The 26168-nt window shown below is 55.1% G+C and carries 29 protein-coding genes, 1 tRNA gene and 1 riboswitch; of the genes, 14 read left to right on the top strand and 16 right to left on the bottom strand.

Annotation, left to right across the window (positions count from 1 at the left end; genetic code table 11):
• Positions 1-75: 75 nt before the first annotated feature.
• The gene (locus DS906_RS15530; protein ID WP_113791025.1) at positions 76-1503 is read right to left on the bottom strand and encodes an oligosaccharide flippase family protein; all 1428 of its coding nucleotides are present in this window, start codon (positions 1501-1503) and stop codon (positions 76-78) included.
• Between the two features lie 374 nt (positions 1504-1877).
• Between DS906_RS15530 and DS906_RS15535 the strand changes: the two genes are divergently transcribed.
• On the top strand, positions 1878-3170 hold the full coding sequence (locus DS906_RS15535) for an O-antigen ligase (RefSeq protein ID WP_113791026.1): 1293 nt from the start codon (positions 1878-1880) through the stop codon (positions 3168-3170).
• A gap of 55 nt (positions 3171-3225) precedes the next feature.
• On the opposite strand, the gene DS906_RS15540 is transcribed toward DS906_RS15535, so the two are convergent.
• The 5 genes from DS906_RS15540 to DS906_RS15560 form a co-directional block, all read right to left on the bottom strand.
• Positions 3226-4095, bottom strand: a complete 870-nt coding sequence (locus tag DS906_RS15540) for a hypothetical protein (protein ID WP_199528581.1) — start codon at positions 4093-4095, stop codon at positions 3226-3228.
• A 12-nt stretch (positions 4096-4107) separates the two neighbouring features.
• Positions 4108-5205, bottom strand: coding sequence for a Gfo/Idh/MocA family protein (locus tag DS906_RS15545; RefSeq protein WP_113791027.1), 1098 nt, complete (start codon positions 5203-5205; stop codon positions 4108-4110).
• 577 nt (positions 5206-5782) lie between these two features.
• The gene (locus DS906_RS15550; RefSeq protein WP_147235273.1) at positions 5783-6448 is read right to left on the bottom strand and encodes a hypothetical protein; all 666 of its coding nucleotides are present in this window, start codon (positions 6446-6448) and stop codon (positions 5783-5785) included.
• Between the two features lie 5 nt (positions 6449-6453).
• Positions 6454-7311, bottom strand: a complete 858-nt coding sequence (locus tag DS906_RS15555; protein ID WP_113791029.1) for a hypothetical protein — start codon at positions 7309-7311, stop codon at positions 6454-6456.
• 558 nt (positions 7312-7869) lie between these two features.
• A protein-coding gene (locus DS906_RS15560; protein ID WP_113791030.1) for an IS5 family transposase occupies positions 7870-8627 on the bottom strand; the annotation gives its coding sequence in 2 pieces (ribosomal slippage) (positions 7870-8309 and positions 8309-8627; 759 coding nt in all).
• A gap of 216 nt (positions 8628-8843) precedes the next feature.
• On the opposite strand from DS906_RS15560, the gene DS906_RS15565 reads away from it, so the two are divergent.
• From DS906_RS15565 to DS906_RS22740, 3 genes are all read left to right on the top strand, one after another.
• Complete coding sequence (locus DS906_RS15565) at positions 8844-9359, top strand: hypothetical protein (protein ID WP_147235275.1); 516 nt, start codon at positions 8844-8846, stop codon at positions 9357-9359.
• A gap of 71 nt (positions 9360-9430) precedes the next feature.
• On the top strand, positions 9431-9667 hold the full coding sequence (locus DS906_RS15570) for a hypothetical protein (protein ID WP_113791032.1): 237 nt from the start codon (positions 9431-9433) through the stop codon (positions 9665-9667).
• 21 nt (positions 9668-9688) lie between these two features.
• Positions 9689-9955, top strand: a complete 267-nt coding sequence (locus DS906_RS22740; protein ID WP_113791229.1) for a tyrosine-type recombinase/integrase — start codon at positions 9689-9691, stop codon at positions 9953-9955.
• A 4-nt stretch (positions 9956-9959) separates the two neighbouring features.
• On the opposite strand, the gene DS906_RS15580 is transcribed toward DS906_RS22740, so the two are convergent.
• A tRNA-Lys gene (locus DS906_RS15580) sits at positions 9960-10035 on the bottom strand.
• A gap of 220 nt (positions 10036-10255) precedes the next feature.
• Here DS906_RS15580 and dapF point away from each other — a divergent pair.
• Together dapF and mtaB are read left to right on the top strand one after the other, a co-directional pair.
• A complete protein-coding gene (gene dapF / locus DS906_RS15585) occupies positions 10256-11089 on the top strand; it encodes a diaminopimelate epimerase (protein WP_369935030.1) in 834 nt (277 codons plus the stop codon).
• Positions 11086-12342, top strand: coding sequence for a tRNA (N(6)-L-threonylcarbamoyladenosine(37)-C(2))-methylthiotransferase MtaB (gene mtaB, locus DS906_RS15590; RefSeq protein ID WP_113791034.1), 1257 nt, complete (start codon positions 11086-11088; stop codon positions 12340-12342). The genes dapF and mtaB overlap by 4 nt, the downstream gene beginning before the upstream one ends.
• Positions 12343-12481: 139 nt before the next feature.
• Here the strand turns inward: mtaB and DS906_RS15595 are convergent, their stop codons facing one another.
• Genes DS906_RS15595 through petA form a run of 3 tightly spaced genes read right to left on the bottom strand, consistent with a single transcriptional unit; the run spans position 12482 to position 15216 of the window.
• On the bottom strand, positions 12482-13267 hold the full coding sequence (locus DS906_RS15595; protein ID WP_113791035.1) for a cytochrome c1: 786 nt from the start codon (positions 13265-13267) through the stop codon (positions 12482-12484).
• Positions 13268-13284: 17 nt separating this feature from the next.
• Positions 13285-14616, bottom strand: a complete 1332-nt coding sequence (gene petB / locus DS906_RS15600; protein ID WP_113791036.1) for a cytochrome b — start codon at positions 14614-14616, stop codon at positions 13285-13287.
• 15 nt (positions 14617-14631) lie between these two features.
• Positions 14632-15216, bottom strand: coding sequence for a ubiquinol-cytochrome c reductase iron-sulfur subunit (gene petA / locus DS906_RS15605; protein WP_058272711.1), 585 nt, complete (start codon positions 15214-15216; stop codon positions 14632-14634).
• Between the two features lie 488 nt (positions 15217-15704).
• On the opposite strand from petA, the gene DS906_RS15610 reads away from it, so the two are divergent.
• Complete coding sequence (locus DS906_RS15610) at positions 15705-16148, top strand: cytochrome c family protein (protein WP_113791037.1); 444 nt, start codon at positions 15705-15707, stop codon at positions 16146-16148.
• A gap of 52 nt (positions 16149-16200) precedes the next feature.
• Here the strand turns inward: DS906_RS15610 and DS906_RS15615 are convergent, their stop codons facing one another.
• Complete coding sequence (locus DS906_RS15615) at positions 16201-16809, bottom strand: glutathione S-transferase (protein WP_113791038.1); 609 nt, start codon at positions 16807-16809, stop codon at positions 16201-16203.
• A gap of 74 nt (positions 16810-16883) precedes the next feature.
• The gene (locus tag DS906_RS15620; protein WP_113791039.1) at positions 16884-17495 is read right to left on the bottom strand and encodes an FMN-binding negative transcriptional regulator; all 612 of its coding nucleotides are present in this window, start codon (positions 17493-17495) and stop codon (positions 16884-16886) included.
• Between the two features lie 53 nt (positions 17496-17548).
• A riboswitch (FMN riboswitch) is annotated at positions 17549-17696 on the top strand.
• 72 nt (positions 17697-17768) lie between these two features.
• Between DS906_RS15620 and DS906_RS15625 the strand changes: the two genes are divergently transcribed.
• The 5 genes from DS906_RS15625 (at position 17769) to cobO (ending at position 21719) form a co-directional block, all read left to right on the top strand.
• Positions 17769-18209, top strand: a complete 441-nt coding sequence (locus tag DS906_RS15625) for a 6,7-dimethyl-8-ribityllumazine synthase (RefSeq protein WP_113791230.1) — start codon at positions 17769-17771, stop codon at positions 18207-18209.
• Between the two features lie 126 nt (positions 18210-18335).
• Positions 18336-19436: a chorismate synthase gene (gene aroC / locus DS906_RS15630; protein WP_113791040.1), complete on the top strand. Its 1101-nt coding sequence runs from the start codon at positions 18336-18338 to the stop codon at positions 19434-19436.
• On the top strand, positions 19420-20082 hold the full coding sequence (locus DS906_RS15635; protein WP_113791041.1) for an HD domain-containing protein: 663 nt from the start codon (positions 19420-19422) through the stop codon (positions 20080-20082). The genes aroC and DS906_RS15635 overlap by 17 nt, the downstream gene beginning before the upstream one ends.
• 44 nt (positions 20083-20126) lie before the next feature.
• Positions 20127-21062 (top strand): DMT family transporter, encoded by a 936-nt coding sequence (locus DS906_RS15640; RefSeq protein ID WP_113791231.1) that lies wholly within the window; start codon positions 20127-20129, stop codon positions 21060-21062.
• Positions 21063-21119: 57 nt separating this feature from the next.
• Positions 21120-21719, top strand: coding sequence for a cob(I)yrinic acid a,c-diamide adenosyltransferase (gene cobO, locus DS906_RS15645; RefSeq protein ID WP_113791042.1), 600 nt, complete (start codon positions 21120-21122; stop codon positions 21717-21719).
• A 34-nt stretch (positions 21720-21753) separates the two neighbouring features.
• Here cobO and DS906_RS15650 read toward each other — a convergent pair whose 3' ends face one another.
• From DS906_RS15650 to DS906_RS15665, 4 genes are all read right to left on the bottom strand, one after another.
• A complete protein-coding gene (locus DS906_RS15650; RefSeq protein ID WP_147235277.1) occupies positions 21754-21951 on the bottom strand; it encodes a hypothetical protein in 198 nt (65 codons plus the stop codon).
• A gap of 375 nt (positions 21952-22326) precedes the next feature.
• Positions 22327-22692 carry a hypothetical protein gene (locus tag DS906_RS15655; RefSeq protein WP_113791044.1) on the bottom strand — a complete coding sequence of 122 codons (366 nt, stop codon included), beginning with the start codon at positions 22690-22692 and terminating at the stop codon, positions 22327-22329.
• Positions 22693-22801: 109 nt separating this feature from the next.
• The gene (locus DS906_RS15660) at positions 22802-23752 is read right to left on the bottom strand and encodes an AraC family transcriptional regulator (RefSeq protein ID WP_113791232.1); all 951 of its coding nucleotides are present in this window, start codon (positions 23750-23752) and stop codon (positions 22802-22804) included.
• 128 nt (positions 23753-23880) lie between these two features.
• Positions 23881-24747 (bottom strand): branched-chain amino acid aminotransferase, encoded by an 867-nt coding sequence (locus DS906_RS15665; RefSeq protein WP_113791045.1) that lies wholly within the window; start codon positions 24745-24747, stop codon positions 23881-23883.
• Positions 24748-24905: 158 nt separating this feature from the next.
• On the opposite strand from DS906_RS15665, the gene DS906_RS15670 reads away from it, so the two are divergent.
• Both DS906_RS15670 and DS906_RS15675 read left to right on the top strand, forming a co-directional pair.
• Entirely contained in the window at positions 24906-25418 is a 513-nt protein-coding gene (locus DS906_RS15670; protein WP_113791046.1) for a MarR family winged helix-turn-helix transcriptional regulator, read from the top strand.
• Positions 25415-26116, top strand: coding sequence for a response regulator (locus tag DS906_RS15675; protein ID WP_058272724.1), 702 nt, complete (start codon positions 25415-25417; stop codon positions 26114-26116). Before DS906_RS15670 ends, DS906_RS15675 begins: the two co-directional genes overlap by 4 nt.
• The last annotated feature ends 52 nt before the right edge of the window (positions 26117-26168 follow it).

Here is a 26168-nt window from a genome sequence, read left to right on the forward strand (position 1 = left end):
AAGCACTCGGCAAGAACATGCCGGTTTGCAACGCTGAAATTGCCTTGGAGACGTCAACATATTGTTAACAATAGATTACTTTGAAAACGGGGAACCGCTGGTTGGCAAGCGTCGCCTTATTTTTTGAACGACTGTCAGAGCTGCCGTCTGGCCTAAGCATGTGAAAACCAAAAACATAATCGCCATACCCACAGCCAAAAGCGCAAATTGCTGCATCAAGTCTGTTGAGGCATTCGCCCATAACCCAAAGGGTGCAAATGCGATCACGCCTGTCCCAGCCTTGCCGAATTCGACCACCGGGATGCTGATCCGGTCAATCTGACGACCAGCACTGTAATATACCAGACTGCTCAGGACTGCGCTGACCAAAAATGCATAAGCCGCGCCCTGCGCACCAAACAGATAGATGAAAAAATACGATAGCGCAGCATGTGCCAGCAATGAAGCGACAGAGATGATCAACTGCTGACCCGTCTTCTTCGAACGTGTAAACGCGAAGCTTAGATAGGCGCCCTGCAATCCGAACACAAAAGACGCGAACGCCAAGACGCGAATAAATCCGGCTGTTTGTTCAGCGAAGGCGGCATCGAACAAAAGATTGGCAAATACGTCCGCCGAACATATCAACACCGCCACGATCGGCATCGAGATAAGCATCAAAAACGAGAAATACCGAGTGAGAACCGCGTCTGACGAGACCTTGCCCTGAACTTCCTGCGCCTCGAAGACTGACGGACCGACCACACGCGACAGCGTTCCCATTGGCAGGCGCAATGTCCGCGTCGCAAGTGATTGCGCAGCAGCGAAGTATCCAACGGATTCCATCCCAGCCAGAATCGCCAACAAAGATTGGGACGACATCGCAAAGAATGTCGCGCTCGAAGATACGATGGCGAGAGGGAACCCAAATGAGAGATAGGTCTTCAACTCGACCAACTTCGGAGCAGCGATGCCCGAACGCCTAAACGCGATGACCAATGCATAAGCTCCGGTCACAGCGGCCCCAATCGACATGCCAATTACAGCGCTTTCGTACCCTCCTCCATTCAGGATGAACCCGACCGCCAGCACGACGCCTAGCGCGTGTCGCAACAATGTCACCGCAGCATATTTGGGACCCTCATGATACTGGCGCAGGCACGCAGTTCCAAGCTCATGCATCCCGTGACTAACGCAAAAGAGTGCCGCGAATTTCAGGTTGTCGACCCATTCTCCTGGCAAGAACAGTGGAACGATGCTGGAAAGGAGCGCAAGAAAAAGCGCGAGAACAACGGACGTTCCCAAAACAGTTGCAATTGTTCTGCCTTCAAATTCCTTGGCGTGGTGAAACCGAGATATTGCGATGACAAGCCACAAATAGGTAAAGGAAAACAAAATCGTTCCAACCAAAAGCGTTAGGTTGTATCGCCCGAACTCTGCCGGACCTAAGATGTGTGTCATAACCATCAGGATGGCGATGGCAAAAACCGCAGACAGCACTCGGGGGACAAAAAACCACGTCATTACAGAACGCCCGTTAAGGAAAAACTCGTGACCATTATGACACCCAAATTTCCGCCTTGGGTGAAAAGAGAAAAAATTGATCGACACATTTCATGGAACAGACACTCGGAGCCGTCAATGCTGCGCCGATTCACGGGCGCGGACTAGAAATGGGAGGAAGTTTTGTTACTTCCATATTTTCCGATGTCGATTATTCGGGATTTACTGACTGTTTAACTCCAGTTTCCCGGGTTTAGCAGCACCCGTAGTGCCGATAAACGGTTAACATAGACAAGTGTTTGCCATCTTTGTACGCTTTTGTAACTCGCGCATCTTTTTTTCGACTGAGCAATCAGTTTTTTGGGACTTTTCCCTTTGGTCAACCAGTTTTCATCATGACACCCGTCACCCACAGTTTCCCCCACCAGAATCAAGCAGGATCATTGTTCAATCGCCTTGTGCTGGCTATGTGTCTGTGCCTGCTCATAGTGGTTGGGACACATCTTTTAGCAATTGTTTTTTGGCAGAAAGGTATCGCGAACAAGATCGGGATTATGTTTCTCATTCCGATTATTGGGATCGTCCTATTGTACTTTCGGCACCTGATCCGCGGCGCCATTTCGTCTCCGGAAATAGCAATCCTGGTTATTATTGCTGCATTTTCAATAGCCTGGAGTGACTTCCCCTCACATTCTCTACAACGAGCAGTCCCTCTAGTTGTGACAACCGGGTTTGGATTGATGCTGGGAAGTATGGCGTCCCTACGTGGATTGCTAATATTTATGGCGACTTTTTTCTGCATCATCATGGTTCTGACATTGTGTGCCATCATAGCTCTGCCACAGGCGCGTGGAATTCCTCCATGGGGGGACACTTGGAACGGTATCTTCCTGCACAAGAACGGCCTAGGAACGGCGGCTATGTCCGCATTGCTGACTTGTTCCTATGCATCGAGACAATTCTCCGGAAGGCTAAAAACTGTCTTTGTAGCAGCAGCAGTACTGGGGTTATTCCTGTTGATCGCTTCAGAATCACGGACGTCTCAGATCGTCGCCCTGATCTCTATGACCGCACTTTATTTCAGTAGATTAATGCGGAATATGGAGATAATATGGGCCATTGGGTACTTATTGTTTTCTGTTTTCATTGTCGGCCTCGTAGCATTTCTGCTTGCTTCAACACTGGCCGAACCGTTGTTTTCCCTGATCGGACGTAAACCCACGCTGTCCGAGAGAATTCCGATCTGGGAACTGGTCTGGCACCATGTGATGGATAGGTTCTGGATCGGGTTTGGTTATGCCGCTCACTGGTACGAAAACGCTCCGCATCTGAGCGTATATTCCAGCAAAGCCAATCTTGGCTTCCTGCCCCACTATTCCCACAACGGCATGCTTGAGACCTTTTTGAATGTGGGTTTTGTTGGAATTTCACTATTGTTTCTTGGACTGTTCCGCTTTTTCTTCTCGGTGTTCTACGGGCTGCGCTACATTCCAGACCGCGAACCGATCGTCTTCGTTTTTATTATGGGAATGGTGTTTATCTTTTCAAATATCACCGAAAGTTCGGTGATGGAAAGGATGAGCGCTACCTGGATTTTCTTTGTAGCCTTCACCACAAAAATAAATCTTGTAGCCAAAACTTTGCGAGTTGCAGCACGGGCCAACTATGCCGCAACGCACCAAGTATAGTAAACTAGTCAAGATCAATACAAATTGGCTATCATTTGCCCCTCGAGAACCAGAACTACTGTGCCTTGCCAATATACTTGTCGACCAATGCCTTTGTCCCGCGAATATTTCCGGCACTGGAAGCCCCGAACACAATCGATTCAACACCGGGAAGCTCTGAAATCCAGTGGATTGCTTCATCAGCAGGGATCGCGCCAGAGGCGTAGACTGACATAGCTACAGCACGCACACGCCCAGTTTCCAATGCATCAAGATATGCATCATACCCTCCTGACATCCTGAAGCCGATTTTGTTGATATTTGAGCATATTATAGGGCGCTCGATGCCCTGCTTTTCCAGAACATCCAAGAGCATTGGCATGTTCATTGTGATGTATGCTGGCTCAGCACCGTATTTCTCCTGTATGTGGTCGTGGAAAATACGGAAGGCCCTATGGAATCCTAAACCAATCAGTAAATCTGTAAAGACATTCTGAATAAAGATAACTGGGGTTTTCGTTCCCGTGAACATCTTCATTTCCATGTCGACCATTGCATTGGCGATGCCGTCCATTTCTTTTGAGGCCAATGCCTTTGTCCCGGCAAGCGCGGTTGCAAACAGACCATCATTGGGCATGAAGCTCCTGATAGCGCCTAACATACCATGCTCGGTAACCGCGTTGGCGTATTTGTGCGCATAGGGCATGCAAGGGTAGAACTGGAAATCGCGATATCGTTCGGGATTTGCCCGCACACGGTCGGCTACATCCGAAATCCGATCATGCGTCGTGCACATTAAAGTGCGAATACCTACATCATAGGCAACGTCCAGAACTTCCATTATCGCATCAGTTCGCTGAAAACGCATAGCTTGGGCCCGAGCCTTTTCTTCGGACATATGATTGACACCAAAGAACTGATTATCGCCAAAAAGCAACTTATCCACGTCATGCACTCCTTAACGACGAAACCATCCACGCCTTTTGGCGGGAGTGGGCTGTGAGACTGTTGGGGGTTTACCCAGGGGCACACCGGAATCGGCATTGGCCAATATCATCGACATAGTTTTGTCCGTTTCAGCGGCGGATTGGAAACCGTTCTCAAATGAGGCTGTCTTGCCTTGAGCTATGGCAGTGACGAAATGATCAAGCTGGGCTGAATATTCTTCACCACGCAGATAAAACCACGCATCATCTGTCAGCTCAGTCGTATATTTAACGTTCCAGCCTTTGGTGTAGCCTTGCAAGGCGGGATCAGTGCTCCGCAGATAAAGCTGACATTCCTGTCGATCCGCAAAAAGACGCCCATTAGTTCCGATCATCGTGATCTTCGTCGACATTTTTCGGTGGCTTTCATCAGACCAGTTAACTGAAAGCTGGGCCGTGGGTCCGTTGTCCCAACGCAAGGTCGACATCACCTGATCATCTGTGCCCTCCGAGAAAATCCGTGTGAGGACAGAGCCCGACACCTGTGTTGGTTCGCCAAAGTACCAATTCAACAGGTTCAACGGGTGAGCAGCATAATCATATAAGCAGCCACCGCCCTCGGCCTTGTCCGTTCGCCATGTAGCGCGCTTGGGGCGTAGTACGACGGGACCATATGCTTCGGCCTGTACATGCGAGATGTTGCCGAGTGCCCCGGAATCCAGGATTTTCTTAACCTCTTGGAAAGCACCTACATATCTGTAGTGATAGCCGACCTGACTGACGACTCCTTTACTTTTCGCAGTTTGCGCCAACCGAACACTATCCTGCCAATCCAAGCAGAATGGCTTTTCGCAAAATACGTGCAAACCCTTGTCTAAGGCCGCAGAGACCATAGGGGCATGCTGGCGAGACGGTGTCGCAATTACGACCGCATCCAAATCCGTAGTTGCAAGCATCTCTGCGTAGTCACTGTGAATTGTTACGTCTGTGTTTTTGTTCAGCACTTCGCGGATAAACCTAGCTCCATCACAAGCCACCGCGTTAGCCATTGGATGCACATTGACCATCGCAAAATGCGATAAACCCATCTTCCCAAGGCCAACAACGGCAATGTTGATTTTGTCCGTCATCTTCCAGTGCACCTCAAACTCATTAAGAAAACAAAACGCGTGTTACCGCGAAGGTTGCACAAACGTAGAGAATTACAGTGTCATACGTCGCCAAACGAATTTCAAATTGCAACGCTAAGTAATTTTTTGTTCCAGCGGCTCATTCAACGCATATCTTTGCCTCAGCGCTATCCAAATCTGTACCGCAAAGGACCTGAGGCAAGTCAAAGTTAGGGTTGTTTCCGGCCCACTTTATTGGATATCGGGGTAACAGCCATTCTAATACCAGCTATCACGATTTTCGAATTGACCCTCGCGCAGCCTTGGGTGCCTTGACTTTTGTCAATACGGCCACGTGTAGAGAGACGACGCGAAAATCGCAACAATTTAAAAACAGTATAGCAATATGTTGCCGGAATGGAAACGCATCAAAGTAGAATCACTCGCGCGGACCGGGCTAAAATCGTCGTTCTGTAAACGTGTCTCCGCAGAAGATGTCAAACATGCAGGGTAGGGACTGAAATATAGGTACGATTTTTCTAGAAGTATGAAGAATTCAATGCCAAACGATTTCTGACCAAGGCGATGGCGGATCTGGTCAGGTGTCACACTTTGCAAAAGCTCTTTCATAGCGAGCCTCGGGCCAGACGCACAACAGACCATTGCCGACGCGCGCCAACAGCTCGGCGTCATCCTCATGGTCTGTTACCACCGTGGCACCGTCCAGTAGCAGAGCGTCAAATACCGCCTCAGTATTGGCGAGCTTACCTGCCCGGCGCCATTTCCAACCCGACATGAGCGATGCAGCAACAAGCTGAGGCCGGGGCTCAGGATAACCTTCCAATAATGGCGCAATTATAACCGTGTAACCATTTGAGACGATGACGGTACGCGCAGGATTTGAGGCAGTCATCAATTGCTCAAGCCCTGTATTGGAGAAAGTCCGACCTAGCTTGGGCGCGATACGCGCCCAACGGCGCAGGGTCCAGGGCATCAGAGTCGCGATGGCCAGCACGCGGATCCAATCGCGGTAATCCCGCGCGCGGCGGCGTCCGCCGATGATCCTCCATGGACGCGTCAAATCAAGGCCTCGCAGGATTGCTGCGGCCAGCGGTGCCGGTCGCGCATGGGCTAGAAAGCTCTCGGTAGAATTGCGCAGCCAAAGCGTCTCATCAAAATCGACGATCAGCAGCTTGCCTTGTGCTTTCGCCATGGCTTGCTTCATTTGTTCAGGCGTCGGCGTTTCGTAGGCGAGCGTATGCATCGCTGTTAGCTTTCTGTCGACCCTGGGGACGACCATTTATCGTGCTGCACATGCTGCGCATTGCGTACAACTTTGCGAATCTGGGAAAGCCCCCGAAAGCAAAGCCAGACCAATATGATGACACCATGGATCACGTAGCTATCGCTCAGATTAGATGGCAGCAACAGCAACCATATCGACAAGAAGGAAAGAACCCGCAACACTTTAGACGGCAACGCGACAAGTCCCCTGCCCCCATATCGGTAAACTATATAGGGTATCCAGCGGCGCAAGCACTGGGCGAAAACAAGTGATGCCCCCGCGGCCGGTAAGTGGATGAACATCAACGGAAACGCGTATTTCAGGATCTGCAATGGCAAATACAGCCACACGCGGCTTAGCTTATCTATGCGGTTGTAGGCGTAGTAAACCCCCCGCAAACAGCCTAACAAAGCACACCATGCCAACAAATATAGTAGTGCAACCAGGGCGATGGACTCCGTCGCTTTGACCCAGGCAACCAGCATTGCGCCGGGGATGGCGAGTGCCACAGCCCATATCCACGCCTGACGTTCAGAGTAGTAGGCCGCAGCCTCATGAAAGCCAGGCGTCACTCTGGCCTCGTGCTCAAAACTCGCGGACATAGCATCGTTCTCAAAATAGCCGATCTCATAGACGGTCCAGAATGAGACGTGAAAGAAGAATATGGCTAAGGCAAAGGCAATTGGGTCTGAAGAAAAAGGCACGAATGCCAACAAAACCAGCAGCAAGTCATCGCCAAGATTATCAAGGAAAAACGGCAGGCCAGTCGATTTGTTACGCTTGAAGCGGAACGCATAGTCCAGCGGTACATACCTTCGCAGTCGGCTTGCATCATTACTCATAAAAATAACCTTTTACCGTGCCCTTGCACGCACACAACATCAATCATTGATCTGTTAAGCTCTGAAGACTCTACTATTTTGTAGCGGGCTCGCAAGTTAGATTGAGTTTTGGCATGATTTAACCGCTGCAAATGACAGCAGGGAGACAGTTTCGAATAGATTCCAATCCGAATTACAACAAATCAGAAAAAGGCTGTCCTATTTGCCCTTGGTTAGGTGCGATATACATATGCGCATGTTGCTTTGAGGGGAGCCACGGCCACCTTTGAATGTCGACTGAATGGCGTTTTGGAACGCTGGGTTTTTGAGAGTAGCTGCATTGCTGCACAACGCTCCGGCCTCGTTCTTGTTTCATAACCAGGTGGGGCGGCTCCGCAATGCTCCACCAAGAGCACATGGATTGTCAGTTCGGGATCGACCGCAGCAAGTGATTCTACGGATCATGGCCTCCAGCAATAACCCATAAAGCAGCGCCAACTTGGCCTCCTGCCTCAGTCCCATCATCAATTCCCCCGTCGATTGATAGATTGAATCAGCGGACCATACTAGGTTCAGGACTCATAACCAGAATATGACAGTTGCTGCGAGGGCGATTGCTGACAGGAATACTTTAGGACAGGGGTCATAGCGGGTTGCGACGCGTCGCCAATTTTTGAGCCTGCCAAACATCCGTTCGATCCGGTTGCGTCGTCGGTAACGTCGCTTGTCGTATCGAACGGTCTTATTGCGTGACTTGCGACCAGGGATACAAGGCTTTGTGCCCCTGTCTGCCAAGGCTTCACGGAACCAATCTGCATCATTACCCCGGTCGGGGAGCAACCAATCCGCGTCGGGAAGACTGCCCAGCAAAGCTGCTGCGCCGGTGTAATCGCTGGCCTGACCCGCGGTTATGAAGAAGCGGATTGGGCGACCGCTGGTGTCAGTGACGGCGTGCAACTTGGTGTTCATGCCGCCCTTTGTCTGGCCGATTAGGCGTCCACGCCCCCCTTTTTCAACCACAGGCTTGAAGCCGTGCGGTGTGCTTTGAGGTAGGTCGCATCAATCGAGATAGTTTTGTAATCAGGCGCTTCTGCCGCCAATCCAGCCATGATCCGCGTAAACACGCCCATATCGCTCCAACGCTTCCAACGATTATACAACGTCTTGGGTGGGCCATAAGCAGCGGGTGCATCACGCCAGCGCAAGCCATTACGATTAATAAAGATAATTCCGCTCAGAACCTGTCGATCATCGACCCGTGCCTTACCTCGGCTCTTTGGGAAATACGGCCGGAGCCGGGTCATCTGATCTTCAGTCAGCCAATAAAGATTGCTCATCGTTCCCTCAAACCAATGGGAACCGTGAATCATGCCGACAAGATAATCTTAAGACTGTTAATGGGTCCTAACGCAAACCTAATTAACACGATACCTCAAGGCATACAGCGACGCAGGCATACCGGTCCTGCGCTCCGAAATCAGCCGCGACGGAAAGGTCGCGATTTACAGCACCGAAAAGCAGGCCGGCGAAAGTACTAACCCATGGGATCACCAGTGAAACGCCGCAAACAGTTTTCCGGCGCAACCGCCTTTTTTGATCGGCACCGAAATCGGCGTTGGCGGTTCCGAAAGAGAGGGTTTTCAGCGGAACTGGGAACCGAGTACGGATCAGAGGATTTCGTGCGCCGCAATGAAGCAGCGGTTCAAGGGTATAAATCACGTGGAAAAATTGGCGCTGACCGAACTAAACCTTATAGCGTCAGCCAGCTTGTTGCATTCTGGTACCGTTCAACGCAATTCCTCGATCTCAGATTAAGCACTCAAAAAGTTTATCGCGGAATCGTCGAGAAATTCCGCGAAGCGCATAGTGACAAGCCTGTAAAACTGATGCAGCGAAGACATGTACAGGCGATTTTGGCAGAGAAAGCTGAGACTCCTGCGGCAGCGAACAACTTGCGCAAACGACTAATTCAACTGATGGATTTCGCGATTTCCCTTGATTGGCACAGCGACAACCCGGCAAGGGCGACCAAGCCGTTCCGCGTGGGCAGTGATGGTTTCCATACCTAGGATGAGGTCGAGTTAGCTCAGTTTTTAAGGTCCATAATCCCCACACGTTGGCGCATACGGCGGTGACGTTGATGCCATACACAGGTGCGGCGCGAGTCGATGCTGTGAAGCTAGGGCCAAACAACATCCGCAACGGCAAGATTGAGTACAGGCGGCAGAAGACGCAGCGCTCAGGTGGTGTTTTGATATCTGTGCCGATCCACCCAGATTTGGTCGAAGTGCTGGACAAGCTGCCGAAGGATCGCCCTTTCCTGGCAACTCAGAAAGGCGCGATGCGGTCCGCCGGAGGCCTAGGCAATCTCATGTAGCATTGGACTCAAGACGCCAAACTGCCTCAGTGCTCTGCTCACGGTCTGCGCAAAGCCTGCGCGCGTCGCCTGGCCGAAGCAGGAGCCACTGCGCACGAGATCTGCGCGGCCACCGGCCATAAAACGCTGGCGCTCATCCAACGCTATACAGAGGCCGCAGGCCGCGAAGGCATGGCAGATTCTGCCATCGGTAAGCTTATTACGCGTCCAAATGGCGAACGCACCTTGGCGAACCTTCACAAAAGATTCGTCAAATCCAACCCCAAGCAAGGCAAGGCAAATTTATGAAAAGTGGTGAGCCGTGCAGGATTCGAACCTGCGACCCACTGATTAAAAGTCAGTTGCTCTACCAACTGAGCTAACGGCCCACTCTTTTGCTGGATCTTGTCGATCCGTGGCGCTCTTTAAGTCATTTTCCCAACCGGGTTCAAGACCTTATTTGCACCTCGTATCGCCAGAGTAATCAGTGTTTCCGGCGACCCGATAGGCGGCCTAATTAGGCAGGTGGCGCTGGGGGGTCAACCCCCTTTTTAAAGGAATCTGCGTCGCAGGGTGGATTCCTTTCAAGCGCAGGGTTATATGCGCGCCATGCGAGGATTACAGAACACTGGTTTGCCCTTCATGAAGATGCACGGGCTGGGCAATGACTTTGTCATTGTGGACGCGCGCGCGTCTGCAACGCGGATTAGCCCGGCACTTGCGCAGGGAATCGGGCATCGTCAATTCGGCGTAGGTTTCGATCAGCTTGCCGTGATCGAAAACGGCAGGTCGGATGCGCATTTGGTGTTCTACAATTCAGATGGATCTACCTCGGCAGCATGTGGAAATGCCACCCGTTGCATCGCCCGTTTCCTGATGGGGGAAACGGGAAAATCCGATTTGACGCTGACGACCGAACGCGGCACCCTTTACGCCAAGGACGCCGGGGACGGCCTGACCTCGGTCAATATGGGACACCCCCAACTGAACTGGAACGAGGTTCCGTTGTCTGAGGAAGTCGACACGCTGGAACTGCCGATCGAGGGAGCACCGACGGCCACCGGGATGGGCAATCCGCATTGCACCTTTTTTGTCGATGACGCCGAAGCCATCCCGCTGACAGAGTTCGGTTCGCGTTACGAGCACCATCCGCTCTATCCTGAGCGTACCAATGTGCAAGTCGCGCAGGTGATCGGACCGAATCATATCCGCATGCGTGTGTGGGAGCGTGGCGTGGGCATCACCCTGGCTTCGGGATCATCCTCATGCGCCACGGCCGTTGCTGCTGCGCGTCGCGGCCTGACCGGGCGCAAAGTACAAATTGAGCTGGACGGCGGGACTATCTGGATCGACTGGCGCGACGATGGCGTTTGGATGACGGGACCAACCTGCCACGTCTTCTCGGGCACGCTGACACCGGAATTCCTGGAATCACTGGAATGAGCGCGCCGAAGTTCACCACCCTGGGCTGCCGCCTGAACGCCTATGAGACCGAGGCGATGAAAGAGCTGTCGGCGCAGGCCGGCCTAACCGACGCGGTGATCGTGAACACCTGCGCTGTCACGGCAGAAGCGGTGCGCAAAGCCCGGCAAGAAATTCGCAAGCTGCGGCGGGAAAACCCTGACGCGCGGTTGATCGTGACAGGCTGCGCGGCCCAAACCGAGCCTGACACCTTTGCCCGAATGGATGAGGTCGACGCAGTCATTGGCAATACCGAGAAGATGCAGCCCGAAACCTGGAAAGGTATGGCGGCGGACTTTATTGGCCAGACCGAGACGGTGCAGGTCGACGACATCATGTCCATTACCGAAACCGCAGGCCACCTGATCGACGGTTTTGGCACCCGCTCACGCGCCTATGTTCAGGTCCAGAACGGCTGTGACCATCGCTGTACCTTCTGCATCATCCCTTATGGCCGTGGGAACTCGCGCAGTGTCCCTGCCGGTGTCGTAGTCGACCAGATCAAGCGGTTGGTAGATCGGAGCTACAACGAGGTCGTACTGACCGGTGTTGACCTGACCTCATGGGGCGCCGACCTACCCGCGCAGCCCAAGCTGGGTGATCTGGTTATGCGCATCCTGAAACTGGTGCCCGACCTGCCGCGCCTGCGGATCAGCTCGATCGACTCGATCGAGGTGGACGAGAACCTGATGCAGGCCATCGCGACCGAACCACGCCTGATGCCGCATCTGCACCTATCCCTGCAGCATGGCGACGACCTAATCCTGAAACGGATGAAAAGACGTCACCTTCGCGATGACGCCATCCGCTTCACTGAAGAGGCCCGTAAACTGCGCCCCGAGATGACCTTTGGCGCCGATATCATCGCAGGCTTCCCGACCGAAACGGATGATCATTTCGAAAATTCGCTGAAACTGGTGACAGATTGCGATCTGACCTGGTTGCACGTATTCCCCTATTCCAAACGCGATGGCACTCCAGCTGCCCGCATTCCGCAGCAGGTCAATGGGAACATCATCAAAGAGCGTGCCGCCCGCCTGCGCGCGACCGGTGAGGCGCAGGTCACAAAACACCTGCAGGTCCAAATCAGCAAAACCCATCACATCCTGATGGAAAACCCGCATATGGGCCGCACCGAACAATTCACTGAGGTCGCCTTTGACGCACCGCAGCCCGAAGGGCAAATCGTAACGGCAACGATCATTGGCGCCACCGGTACGCAGCTACAAGCCTGATCCGCCCTTCATCTGGCCAGAAGTATCCCGGGGGTGAATTGGCCGCAGGCCAAGAGGGGGCTGGCCCCCAACCCGATTGCAACAAAAAAACCCCCGCAGCCGGTGGCGCGGGGGTCCAAACATTTCGGGGCTGTGAAACTCAGTCTCGTTTCTTGCCTTTGACACCCGCCCACAGGCGCTTGTTCACAAGGTACAGAAGCACCGACAACAGCGACAGGAACAGCACGCCAACAAAGCCCGAGTATTTGCGCTCCATCATCTTCGGCTCGGCAGTCCACATCAGGAAGGCTGCGATGTCTTCGGACATGGCTTCGACAGTGGCCGGGTGACCATCGGTGAATTCAACCTGATCTTCGGACAGCGGGGGCGCCATCGAGATCCAGCCTCCGGGGAAGGCTTTGTTCTCATACAGGATGGTGCCTGCTTCTTCTTTCTCTTCACCGGTATAGCCATCCAGCAGCGAGGCGATGTATTCCGCGCCACCCATGCCTTTGAAGAACTGGTTGATGCCCAGACCATAAGGTCCGTGGAATCCGGCGCGGGCCTTGGCCATCAGGCTCAGGTCCGGTGCGCCAACACCGTTATTTTCCGGGAAATGGTCGGTCGGGATTGCCGGACGGAAATCGTCCAGCTCGGGATCGAACACTTCGAAGTTATCTGCCGAATAGGCGATGACTTCTTCGTCCGAATACCCCAGCGCTTCGAGATCACGCAGAGGCACATAGCGCAGGCCGTGGCAGGCTGCGCAAACCTCGGTATAGATCTGAAGGCCGCGCTGCAGCTGGTTTTGATCCCAGGTGCCAAAGGGGCCTTCAAACGAGAAGTGGAAGTCTTCGATGTGCTGCTCGCCACCACCTGCTGCGAAGGACGCAGCAGGAGTAAGGGCCAAAGCAAACGCGGCACCGATTGCAAGTTTCTTGAACATGATTCCGGTCCCTCTTCTTACTCGGCCGGCGTGGCGTCGGCGTCAGCCTTGCCATAATGCGCGTTGAAGTCTTCTTCGATGGTCTCTGGCTGCGGCAGCGGCTTCTCAATCACACCGAGGATCGGCAGGATCACGAAGAAATAGCCGAACCAGTAGGCCGATGCGATCAGCGAGAAGGTCGCATAGGGCTCTTCCGCGGGCATCGCACCCAGCCACATCAGGGCAAAGAAGTCGATGATCAGCAGGTAGAACCACCACTTGAACATTGGGCGGTATTTACCCGAACGCACGGTCGATGTGTCCAGCCAGGGCGCCAGCGCCATGGCCAGGATCGCACCAAACATCGCAATCACACCAAAGAATTTGGCGTCAACGATGCCGCCGGTGATAAAGCTGGCGAATTGCACAACCCAAACTTCACCGGTGAAGGCCCGCAGGATCGCGTAGAATGGCAGGAAGTACCATTCGGGCACGATGTGCGCAGGTGTGACCAGCGGGTTGGCCTCGATGTAGTTGTCCGGGTGGCCCAGATAGTTCGGCATGTAGCCGACGATGGCCCAGAACACGACCAGGATCACGGCCAGCGCGAACAGGTCCTTGATCACGAAGTACGGCCAGAACGGCAGGGTGTCTTTCTCGGCATCGGCTTTCGACGTGCGGCGAACTTCAACACCTGTGGGGTTGTTGTTGCCGGTGGTGTGGAAGGCCCAGATATGCACGATGACCAGAGCTGCGATAACAAACGGCAGCAGATAGTGCAGCGAGAAGAAGCGGTTCAGCGTAGCATTGTCCACCGCGGGCCCGCCCAGCAGCCAGGTCTGGATCGCCTCACCCACAAACGGGATCGCGCCAAACAGGCCGGTGATAACGGTCGCACCCCAGAAGGACATCTGACCCCAAGGCAGAACATAGCCCATGAAGGCAGTGCCCATCATCATCAGATAGATAAGCATACCGATGATCCACGTGATCTCACGCGGGGCTTTGTATGAGCCGTAGAACAGGCCACGGAAGATGTGGATGTAAACCGCAACAAAGAACAGCGACGCGCCGTTCATGTGAATGTAGCGCAGCATATAGCCGCCATTCACGTTGCGCATGATATGTTCAATGCTGGCGAAGGCCAGATCGACATGCGGGGTGTAGTGCATCACCAGAACGATACCGGTGACAATCTGCAACGCGAGGCAGAACGTAAGAACGATGCCCCAGATCCACATCCAGTTCAGGTTCTTTGGTGTTGGGATCATGAGGGTGTCATATAGCAGACCGACGATGGGCAGGCGGCTGTTTAGCCACTTCTCGCCGTTTGTCTTCGGCTCGTAATGATCGTGGGGAATTCCGGACATAATTTTGGGTCTCCCTTAGCCGAGTTTGATGGTGCTGGCGTCCGTCCACTCTGCGGGCGGAACGGGCAGGTTTTCAGGTGCGGGGCCTTTGCGAATACGCCCGGCCAGATCGTAGTGCGATCCGTGGCAGGGGCAAAACCAGCCGCCAAAGTCGCCGGCATCGCCCAGCGGCACACAGCCAAGGTGCGTACATACGCCCATCTGAACAATCCACGCGCCCGGCGCTTCGCCCTCGGGCGACGGCATCACGCGGTTGGCGTCGGTTGCCGGAGCATCCGCGTTCAGGTTGGAGTTGCGGGCCAGCGGATCAGGCAGTGCATCAACGCCTTCGGCGTCCTGTTCCTGCGCTTCTTGAATTTCAGCACCTGTGCGGTGGCGGACAAACACGGGTTTACCCAGCCATTTCACGGTCAGCTGCGTACCGGGTTCAACGCCGCTCACATCCACGCGGATCGAGGACAGCGCCTGAACGTCTGCCGATGGGTTCATTTGATTGATCAGGGGCCATACGGCTGCACCCGTCGCGACGACACCTGCGCCGCCTGCGACGTAGTAGAGGAAATCTCTGCGGGTGCCTTCGTGGTCTTCTGCGTGGGACACGAGGTTTTCTCCGATTCCGGCGCCCGGGGTCAGCCGGGCAAACATGCATCAGCACCGCATCAAAGCGGCGTCTCATCGCGGCTATCTAGCCGGGAGAAATCGGTTCGTCCAGCGGTCATAGGCGCGCAGTGCGCCGTATCTGGGCTTTCATGTCACAACGAAGGGCTGAATTTTCAAGTTGTCGGCGCATTTATGCGAAGGAATCTGTCAACCGCCGCTGATCAGTTCCAATGTGATTCGCTCGGGGTACGCATGCCCAAGATCTGTCGATCTGTTCCTGTCCCAGACGGTTCATCGGGTGCAGATTTGCGAAATCCTGATCTTGTTTTGCCACTCAGGCCTTATTGTGCAGCAGGTCGGAAACGGCGGGTAAATTGAGTAGAAAATACATATTTTACAATGACCTAGCGTTGCTTGTTTTCGATTGCACTTTTGGCGGGAATCGACGATGGCCCTGAAGATATCCGAACCACTTTAGGACGTTCTCTATGTCAAAGCTCTATGCACCCGTACTGACATTCGTGCTGACCATTTCATCTCAGGCCGCCGCGGCTGGTGATCCGGCGAAAGGCGAAAAACTCTACAATCGCTGCTCTTCTTGCCACGCAATCATCAAAGATGGCCAAGTTCTGGTCAAAGGCGGTATCACCGGCCCGAATCTGTACGGTGTTGTCGGTCGCGTCGCGGGTACCGAGTCAGATTACCTGAACGGAAGCGAACGTTTGCCCATCGGAATGTTCACCGACGACATGATCCGGGCCGGTCAGGAAGGGCTGGTCTGGACGCAGGAGAATATCGCCACCTACTCCAAAGACCCGATCGCATTCATCAAGGAATATCTGGACGATGAGACAGCGCGCCCCAACATGAGCGTCAAACTGAAAAAAGGTGCTGATGACATCGCGGCTTATCTCGCGACCTTCAGCGAGTGATAACGGTCGCTGGTCGTTCTGACATCAGGGCGACCAGCGTTTCAGGCGCGATTTAAGCCGGCGGTTGCGTTGCGACCATACTGGGACGTTCGGCAAACTTCTCGTACCATGCGGCCAGCGCGTCATTTCCCTTGCGCCACCCGCGCGCATCGTGACGGAAATCGACATAGCCCAGCGCGCAGGCCACTGCGACCTGCCCCATATCCAACTGTCCGGACAGATGCGCCATCCACCGCTGGTTCAGCGCGGCGCAGGCGCGTTCTACCTTGTCCCACTGCGCATCGGCCCAATCATCCCATTGCTTGTCTTCGGGCCGCATCCGAGCCTCATAGGTGATCAGCAACGCCGCATCCAGAATACCATCCGCCAGCGCCTCAAGCGTCAGCACATCCCAATGCCGGGCACCGTCCTGATAAAGACCGGCCTGCCCGCGCGCGTCCAGAAACGCACAGATAACACGGCTGTCGAACAGGGTCGGTCCATCTGGGCGCTCTAACGCGGGCACCTTTGTCAGCGGAGCCTTGGCCAATAGCGGCTCGGCCGGGGACATTGGCGTCGTTGCAACATTCAGCAGTTCGACATCCTGCAGCTGGTCTGTTTCATGCAACAAAACCATGACTTTGCGGACATAGGGCGAAGTGGGGCTGAAGTAGAGTTTCATTAGCGATCTCCCTGAATTGCCGGAACTCTACAGCACCCCATGCAAAACAAAACCCGTCAAATGGTGCGCCAGCCTCACCCTCTCATAAACTTTTGCAGAGCCTCAAGCTCGGACCCGATCCCGTCGTTTGCGATATGTTCTGCCGCGCTCAGGCGGGCTGCATCGGGCTTGTTCTGGTTTAGCTTCCAGGTGCCTTGAATGTCGTCAATACGAAACCGAAACGGCACGATCATGCGCATCATCTTATTCAACGCGTCCGAACTCATCTTGTCGATATTCCAAGGGGGTTTGGGCAGCAAGTGCGCCTCATAAAAGGCGGACTGGCGATCCAACAGGTCCAGCAGCTCCACGTGCGGCCGCTGTTCTAATTGACCGATCAGATGCACAGCGACATAGTTCCATGTCGGAACCTGATCGGCGATCCCGTACCAATCCGGCGATACATATCCGTCTGGTCCGGTGACGGCGATTCTTGCCGGTTTAGGCTTTTTCAGAATGCGGACGATCGGATTGGATCTGACAAGATGCAGCTCGGCCAGCGCGCCATCCTCAGACAGCAGAAACGGCACGTGGCTAATCAACGGCGCTTCATCCGTCGACACCGCAAGAACTCCGAACGCGCGGTCCCGCGCAAAGGTAATGTGGCGCTCGGTCTCTTCTGCGCGGAAGGCTGGATTGGGGTGCATGGCTGTCCTCCTGCGAAATCTCTTGCAGAACCCTTCGTACATTGGCAAGGTCCCGCTGTTCTCAGGGCGGGGCGAAATTCCCCACCGGCGGTATGCGGGCGATGACCCGTAAGCCCGCGAGCGGCCCCGGTGTGCGGGGTGTCAGCAGATCTGGTGAGATGCCAGAGCCGACGGTTAAAGTCCGGATGAAAGAGAACGTGCAGCGCGTCGGCCCTGGCTTGCGCCTGCCCGTGATCGCCTTGGGTGACGTGTCTGTTGCGAAAGGAGATCATGATGACACACACCCGCTATGCTTTTGTGAAAGCCAACTGGCATTCCGATATCGTTGACCAGGCTCTCGAAGGGTTTCTAGAACTCATCCCAGCCGAACAGGTTGACGTTTTCGACGTCCCCGGCGCATTCGAAATGCCCCTGCTCACCCGCGATCTGGCTCAGACCGGCCAATATGCAGCCGTCGCCTGCGCAGCGTTTGTGGTAGATGGCGGCATCTACCGGCACGATTTCGTCGCGCAATCCGTGGTCGACGGGCTGATGCGCGCCAGCATGGATACCGGTGTTCCGGTTCTGTCGGTCTCGCTCACGCCGCACCAGTATCAGGAAACCGATCACCACAATGCCATCTACCGTGCGCATTTTGTCGAGAAGGGTCGCGAAGCTGCGCAAGCCGCGCTCAAAATCACCGAAACGCGCGCCGCACTGCAAAAAGTCGCCTGATCTTCATCTTTTCAAAAACACTCAATCGCGCCGCCCACCGGGCGGCGCTGCTCCGTGCAAACATGCAAATCCGCTTGAGGCCGAGGGCCTTGCCCGCTAATCACAACGCGCAAAGGAGCAAGCCCCATGTCGATGAACAGTTTTGGTCACCTCTTCCGAGTCACCACCTGGGGTGAAAGCCACGGGCCCGCATTGGGTGCGACCGTTGATGGCTGCCCTCCGGGTATCACAATCGACGAGGCGATGATCCAGCAGTGGCTGGACAAGCGCAAACCCGGCCAGAACAAGTTCACCACCCAGCGGCGCGAACCCGATCAGGTCAAAATCCTGTCGGGCGTGTTCGAAGGGCAAACCACGGGCACACCGGTGCAACTGATGATCGAGAACACGGATCAGCGCTCGAAAGACTACGGTGATATCATGGACAAGTTCCGTCCAGGCCACGCCGATATTACCTACTGGCAGAAATACGGGATCCGCGACTATCGGGGTGGCGGGCGCAGCTCGGCCCGGGAAACCGCGTCGCGTGTGGCGGCAGGAGGACTGGCGCGTGAGGCGATTAGGCAAATCGCGCCCAATGTGCAGATCACAGGATACATGACCCAGATCGGCCCGCACAAGATTGACCGGGGCAATTTCGACTGGTCCCAGATCGAACAGAACCCGTTCTGGACCCCGGACGCACAAGCCGCCGAAGACTGGGCCAACTACTTGGACGTATTGCGCAAGTCCGGGAACTCGGTTGGTGCTATTGTCGAGGTTGTGGCCCGCGGCGTCCCGGCAGGCATCGGCGCGCCGGTTTACGCCAAGTTAGATACTGATTTGGCCGCCGCGATGATGTCGATCAACGCCGTAAAAGGTGTCGAGATCGGCGAAGGCATGGCTGCTGCGGAACTAACAGGCGAGGCCAATGCGGACGAGATTTTCATGGGCCAGAACGGCCCGCAATACAGCTCGAACCACGCGGGCGGGATCTTGGGCGGTATCTCGACTGGACAGGACATAGTGGTGCGTTTTGCGGTCAAGCCTACCTCGTCCATTCTGACGACGCGCAAAACCATCACCAAATCGGGTGAAGAAACCGAGATCATCACCAAAGGCCGCCATGACCCCTGCGTTGGCATCCGTGCCGTTCCGGTGGGCGAGGCGATGATGGCTTGCGTGATCCTCGACCACCTGCTGCTGCATCGCGGCCAGATCGGAGAGAACCGTGGACGGATCGGCTGATCTCCGGACACGCCTGCGGGCCGTCGTTGCGCAGCGTATGGAAACCGACCCAGCGCATGATCTGGCCCATCTGGACCGGGTCTGGGTAAACGCGCAAGCGATTGCAAACGACCAGACCGACATGCCGGTGCTGTTGGCCGCCGCTTATCTGCATGATCTGGTAAATTTGTCCAAGGACGACCCAGACCGCCACTTGGCATCGCGCCGATCGGCCGAAGAATCAGAGTCTATTTTGGTAAATTTAGGCTATTCTGCAGGTCAGATCCACGCAATCAAACATGCAATCGAGGCACACAGTTTTTCGGCCAACATCACGCCGGAAACGCCCGAAGCCTGCATCCTGCGCGATGCCGACAGGCTGGACGCGCTGGGGGCGATTGGAGTTGCCCGGAATTTCTCGGTTTCCGGTGCTTTGGGACGTTCGCTTTATGATCCGGCAGATCCCTTTGCCGCCAACCGCCCGCTGGACGATCTGCATTTTTCAATCGATCACTGGAAGGTCAAATTGTTGGGCCTTCCGGGCGATATGCTGACCGAGGGTGGCAAAGAGATCGCGCAGCGCAGAATCACGCGCATGATCCGGTTTCTGGAAGAATTCGCGCAAGAGATCGGCAGCCCCCTGCCAACCGATTGGACCAATCTGTAAACAACGCGTTGATCTTTCCCTACCAAAAGCGCAGGTTCGCGCCGATGGCAAAACCCTTAACATCGCATCGACCATTGCTGGCCGTCGCTCTGAAAACGAGCGCGGTGTTTTTGTTCACGGTCATGGCGGCGATAGTCAAAGCGCAGTCCGATCACTTCCCACCTGGCGAGATGGTGTTTTTCCGATCCCTTTTTGCCATTCCGGTGATTGTCATCTGGCTGATGGCGCGCGGAGAATTGGCGCAGGGGTTCAAAGCCCGCAAACCCTCGGGTCATTTTTGGCGCGGCGTGCTGGGCACCACGGCGATGGGGCTTACATTTACCGGCCTTGGCTTGATCCCGCTGCCCGAAGCGACGGCGATTGGCTATGCCACCCCGATTTTCACCCTGATCCTTGCTGCGGTGATGCTAGGTGAACGCATCCGAAAGATCAGGATCGCCGCCGTGTCCATCGGGCTTTTGGGTGTCCTGATCATGATCTGGCCCAGACTGGGTGGCAACAACATGGAAGCGGCGGCCACCTTCGGCGCATTGTGCATTCTGGGCGCAACCGTTGCCCGGGCCTTTGTGCAGATCCACATCCGGCAGTTGGTGCAGGTCGACCATCCGGCGGCCATTGTCTTCTATTTCTCGATGACGGCGACCATCCTGTCCGGGCTGACCATTTTTTGGGGATGGGTCATGCCCACATGGGAGCAGGCAGGCTTTTTGATTCTGGCTGGTCTGATCGGAGGTGTGGCGCAGATTCTGGTGACTTCGTCCTATCGATTTGGGCAGGCTTCGATGCTGGCGCCCTACGATTACACCTCGATGCTGTTTGCCATCGTCATTGGCTATGTTTGGTTCAGTGAACTGCCAACGGTGGTGATGTTGGCCGGTGCGGCGCTGGTAATTGTCGGTAACGTCGTGGTGATCTGGCGCGAACATCAACTGGGCTTAGAGCGTGGCAAGGCTCGTGCCGTCACGGATCCCAAAGCCTGACCTTTACCTTTGCAGAACTTCCCCTAGGGTGTGCCCAACACAAGATGAGGGTTTCCCATGAGCGACGCACAGGATCACAAGGAAAAGATGCAAAAGGTGCAGGCCCAGCACCGTAAGAAAGTGTCCGAGGCAGTTGATCCGGACCGCGGGCTGGTGCTGATCAACACTGGCAAGGGCAAAGGCAAATCCTCGGCCGCGTTCGGAGTCGTGATCCGTGCGCTGGGTTGGGGTCAGAAAGTCGGCGTTGTTCAATTCATCAAGGGCAAGTGGAAAACCGGCGAACGTCGCTTTTTCGAAGAACGCGATCTGGTGACATGGCACACAATGGGCGAGGGGTTCACCTGGGATACCCAGGACCGCGAGCGTGACATCGCCGCCGCAAACTCTGCCTTTGACAAGGCACGCGCCCTCATGTCCAGCGGCGACTACGATCTCATCGTACTGGACGAGATCAACATCGCGCTTCGGTACGAATACCTGTCGGTTGAACAGGTGATCGATGGGCTGAAAGAACGGTCTAAAAAGACCAGCGTGTTCCTGACGGGTCGGGACGCACCGCAGGCGTTGCGGGACTATGCCGATCTGGTCACCGAGATGACCGAGGAAAAGCATCCGTTTCAAGCCGGAATCAAAGCCCAGCGCGGCGTGGATTTCTGAGCATCAGGGTCTAAACAGCCCCTCTCAGGGGCTGTTACGCTGGCGGGTTTTCGTTGAGAAACCTGACTGACCCGCGTCGGCAGGCGGCGCTGTCCGGCAGCGGTTGTGCAGCCTTGTCGCCCTGGGTTGCCTTGGGCTTGTCGACATAGGCGCAGTAATCGTCGTCACAGCAACATCCGCAAGCGGTGGCCGCTTCGTGTCGTGCCATGATTTCGTCAAGTGGGTCACCCATCGTCATTTCCTGTTGCGCGTGTCGTTTCCGAGGCGGTGGCGCGCTCTCACCAGGCTATACGCTAAGCCCGCAGACCGCCTCGAAACCCCGTGCTGGATGCTAACACATCTGGCCTTGATCTTTATCTGATTATTTTTGTCGGAATTTGCAAGATCAAAATAACAATTCCTGGATAACCCCGCAGTTGATCGACGGTGAACGAAATTCTTTCGGGCGTTTCGAGACAACAAAATTTCCTACATCTCCCTTTTTAGGGTCACATAGACTTGGAATACAGGGCGATCAAACAGACCAGAGAGCCGCCTGTCGGTGAGACAAGCGGCTCTGGGATTTTGGAAATTCACACTGTTGCGGTGAACCCAAGTTGCGTCAGGTTCAAGCGGTAACACCCTGCTCTGGTGCGCTAAGCGAAATAACGGCGACCACCGCAGCCCCGTTCAGCCAGTAAAAGATCGCATCCAGGCCCGAAAACCCAAAAAGGCTGGGCGCGGCCAGGAAAACGACGCCGACCAGAAGATCGACCGCCAAGTGAAAGTTGTAGGGAAGAACGCGCCAGATCCCCAAATGGTGATCCGTCAACACCGTCAAAACAAACGCCGCGACGCCGGTGACCACGGACAGCCACAACGCCAACGGGTTGGATTGCCCCAGTCCAAGCAAAAAGGGCAGCCCCATCAGCGCAAAGGCAACAGGGTAGTCCAGATAAGCGTGAATATTGCGGGTGACAAAGCGAAGAGACATGAGAGTTCCTTTCCTGATATGGGATGACCTCAAACTAGGAAGGGATCTCGGAACGTTTAATTCCGGATCGTTCGTTAAATATTGCAGATCGTTCAGAGTTTCATTTCGATCAGTGCATTGATCGATAGGCGGCTGGCGATAAGCCAACCTGCTTCTTGAACACCCGCGAAAAGGCGGCTTCCGAGGCATAGCCGACCTCAGCCGCGGCATCGGCCACGTTCCAACGGGCCTCAGTCAATCCGTGACATGCAATCTGCATCCGCCAATCAGTTAGATATTGCATGGGCGTTGTCGCCATTTTCTCTGCGAATAGCTGTGCGAACGCAGTGCGAGACATTCCGGCCTCACGTGCCAGGGACTCGACGCTCCACTCTTGCGCGGGCGAATGATGAAACGCAGTCAATGCACGTGAAATGCGGGAATCGGCAAACCCGGCAAGCGCGGTTTCGCTGGGGCTTTGATGTTCAAGATGGGCGCGGATGGCCTGCGCGAACAGGACCTCGGACAGTTTCAGCGCAATGAGGTCACCACCGATCCGCGCGCCGTTGATCTCGGACCCGATCATACGCAGGGTGGCTTCGATCCAAGCCCCGGCTTCTTCGCCATAGTTTTCGATCAGGATGTATGGGGGAAGCCGATCAATCAGCATATGCCCGGTTCCCTGTCGCCCCGGAGGTCCGGTGAAAGAGAAATGACCGCAGATCAATTGCGTGTCGCGGCTTTTGTCTTCGCCGCCGTAAATCAGAACTCCGTCGCCCTTGTACCCGGCTTCTTCCAACACCTGTTCAAGCGGCAAGGCATCCAGCGGCTGAATTTCATTGCACAGTAACGCATGGGCGGATCCGTGCGGGATCACGATCAGGTCGCCTTGCTTCAATCGCAGGGTTTGCCCTGTATTAGAGACGAAGACCTTCAGCTCTCCACGCTGTACAAAGTGAAATCTGGCCACGTTTTGGTAGGCCGGCACCTGTATGCCAAAGGGCGGCGTGAATGAGGTTCGAAAGTAAAACGTGCCCTTCAAGGACAGGCGGGTGAGAATATCGCTAAGCAGATCCAACATTGGTTTAAGATAGACGCGGCTGCGCGTTCGTCCAGTCATGCGGACGATCTGCAAGTTTTTATGAACAAGCGGCAATGAAAAAGCCCCCGCGATAGCGCGAGGGCTTCTGTCAATGCATCTGAGCGTTATCAGGCGCGCACAAGCGCCTCATAATCGGCGGCGATCTCGCGGGTCAGATCTCCGACTTCAAACGTATAATCGCCGATCTGGCCAACCGGGGTCACCTCGGCTGCGGTGCCGGTCAGCCAGCATTGTTCGAAATCTGCCATTTCCTCGGGCTTGATGCGGCGCTCGTGGACGGTGATACCTTTGTCTTTCAGCATCTGAATGACGGTCTGACGGGTGATCCCGTTCAGGAAGCAATCGGCCAGAGGTGTATGAACCTCACCATCTTTTACGAAGAACACGTTTGCGCCTGTCGCCTCAGCCACGTAACCGCGCCAGTCCATAAACAGCGCGTCCGAGCAGCCCTTGGCTTCGGCCTTATGTTTCGAGATGGTGCAGATCATGTACAGACCCGCCGCCTTGGCGTGCACCGGGATAGTTTCCGGGCTGGGGCGTTTCCATTCCGCGATATCCAGCTTGGCACCCTGCATCTTGGCGTCACCATAGTAGGCGCCCCAAGGCCACACGGCGACGGCCATCCGGACCGGGTTCTTGGCCGATGCCACACCCATGTCTTCCCCCGAGCCACGCCAGACCAGCGCACGGACATAGGCGTCCTGCAAGCCGCTGGCTTTCAGCGCTTCTTCCTTGGCTGCCTCGATGTCATCCACCGAATAGGGCATCGGCATGTCCAGCGCTTCGGCCGAGGCAATCAAACGCTCAGAATGTTCGCGACTTTTGAAAATCTTGCCGTTATAAGCACGCTCACCTTCGAACACCGAAGATGCATAGTGCATCGCGTGGGACAGGATATGCACGTTGGCTTCGCGCCAGGGCACCAGTTTGCCATCCAACCAGATGACGCCATCACGATCATCATACCCCGCCATGCGAAACCTCCTGACATGGGATCAATTTTCGATTGTTGCGTAAATTAAGTCCACATCGGACATAAAGTTGCGCAAAAACTGCGATTCGATACCTGTCCACTCTTGGAATGTCAATAACGCTGACATAAACTCGGGTCGAGTAACGAATGAGGCATACTATGTCGGATACCCGCCCCGCCCCAGCTTTTGGTGGCGAGAGCCTGTTATTTTTGACCGACGAACAGTTGCGGCAAGGGATTGAGGCGATGTTTTTCGCCTATCGGGGCTTTACCGCCGATCCTGATCGCATCCTGACCGAAATGGCCTATGGCCGGGCGCACCACCGGGCAATCCACTTCATCAACCGCGCGCCGGGGACGACGGTCAATAACCTTCTGGCCATTCTGGGCGTAACAAAACAGTCTCTGAACAGGGTTTTGCGGACGTTGATCGACGACGGTTTGGTCGAAAGCCGGGTCGGATCAGTGGACAAACGCGAAAGACACCTATTTCTGACAGAACAGGGCAAGGCGCTAGAGGCCAAACTGTCCGAGGCCCAGCGCGTCCGAATGCGGGCAGCGTACAAAAAGGCGGGACCCGAGGCTGTGACGGGGTTTCGTAAAGTGCTTGAAGCGATGATGGATGCTGATATGCGTCATGCCTATACGAAACTGCGGGATACCACCTCATGAACGAAATGGATGCCCATCTGCTGATCGTCGACGATGACGAGCGCATTCGTGATCTGTTGAAGAAGTTTCTGATGCGGAACGGATTTCTGGTCACGGCCGCACGGGATGCAGCACATGCGCGGCGAGTGCTGTCGGGGTTGGATTTCGACATGATCGTGCTGGACGTGATGATGCCAGGCGAGGATGGGGTCAGCCTGACCAAGGCGCTGCGCGAGACCCATACCACTCCAATCCTGCTGTTGACCGCGCGCGGCGAAACCGAACATCGCATTGCAGGGCTTGAGGCTGGTGCTGATGACTATTTGGCGAAGCCATTTGAGCCGAAAGAGCTGTTGCTGCGGATCAATGCGATCTTGCGGCGGATGCCGGAAACACCCGCACAGGATGCGACGGCGAAGATACTGCACCTTGGACCGATCCGGTACGATATCGAACGGGGCGAGATGTGGCAGGGCGAAGATCCGGTACGTTTGACGGCGACCGAAAGCCAGTTGATGAAGATTTTCTCGGCCCAGCCCGGTGAACCGATCAGCCGCACCAAACTGGTCGAGGATCTGGGTCGCGACAAGGGTCAGGCGCAAGAGCGCGCGGTGGATGTTCAAATCACCCGTCTACGCCGCAAGATCGAACAGGACCCAAAGCAGCCGCGTTATCTGCAGACCGTACGCGGCGCCGGATATATGTTGGCGCCGGATTGATTTAGCCGCTACGCGGCGCTTTCTTGCCTTCGGCGAGGATATTTTTGGCCAG

This window comes from Ruegeria sp. A3M17 (genome assembly GCF_003318255.1).
In the GTDB taxonomy this organism is placed as follows: domain Bacteria; phylum Pseudomonadota; class Alphaproteobacteria; order Rhodobacterales; family Rhodobacteraceae; genus Ruegeria.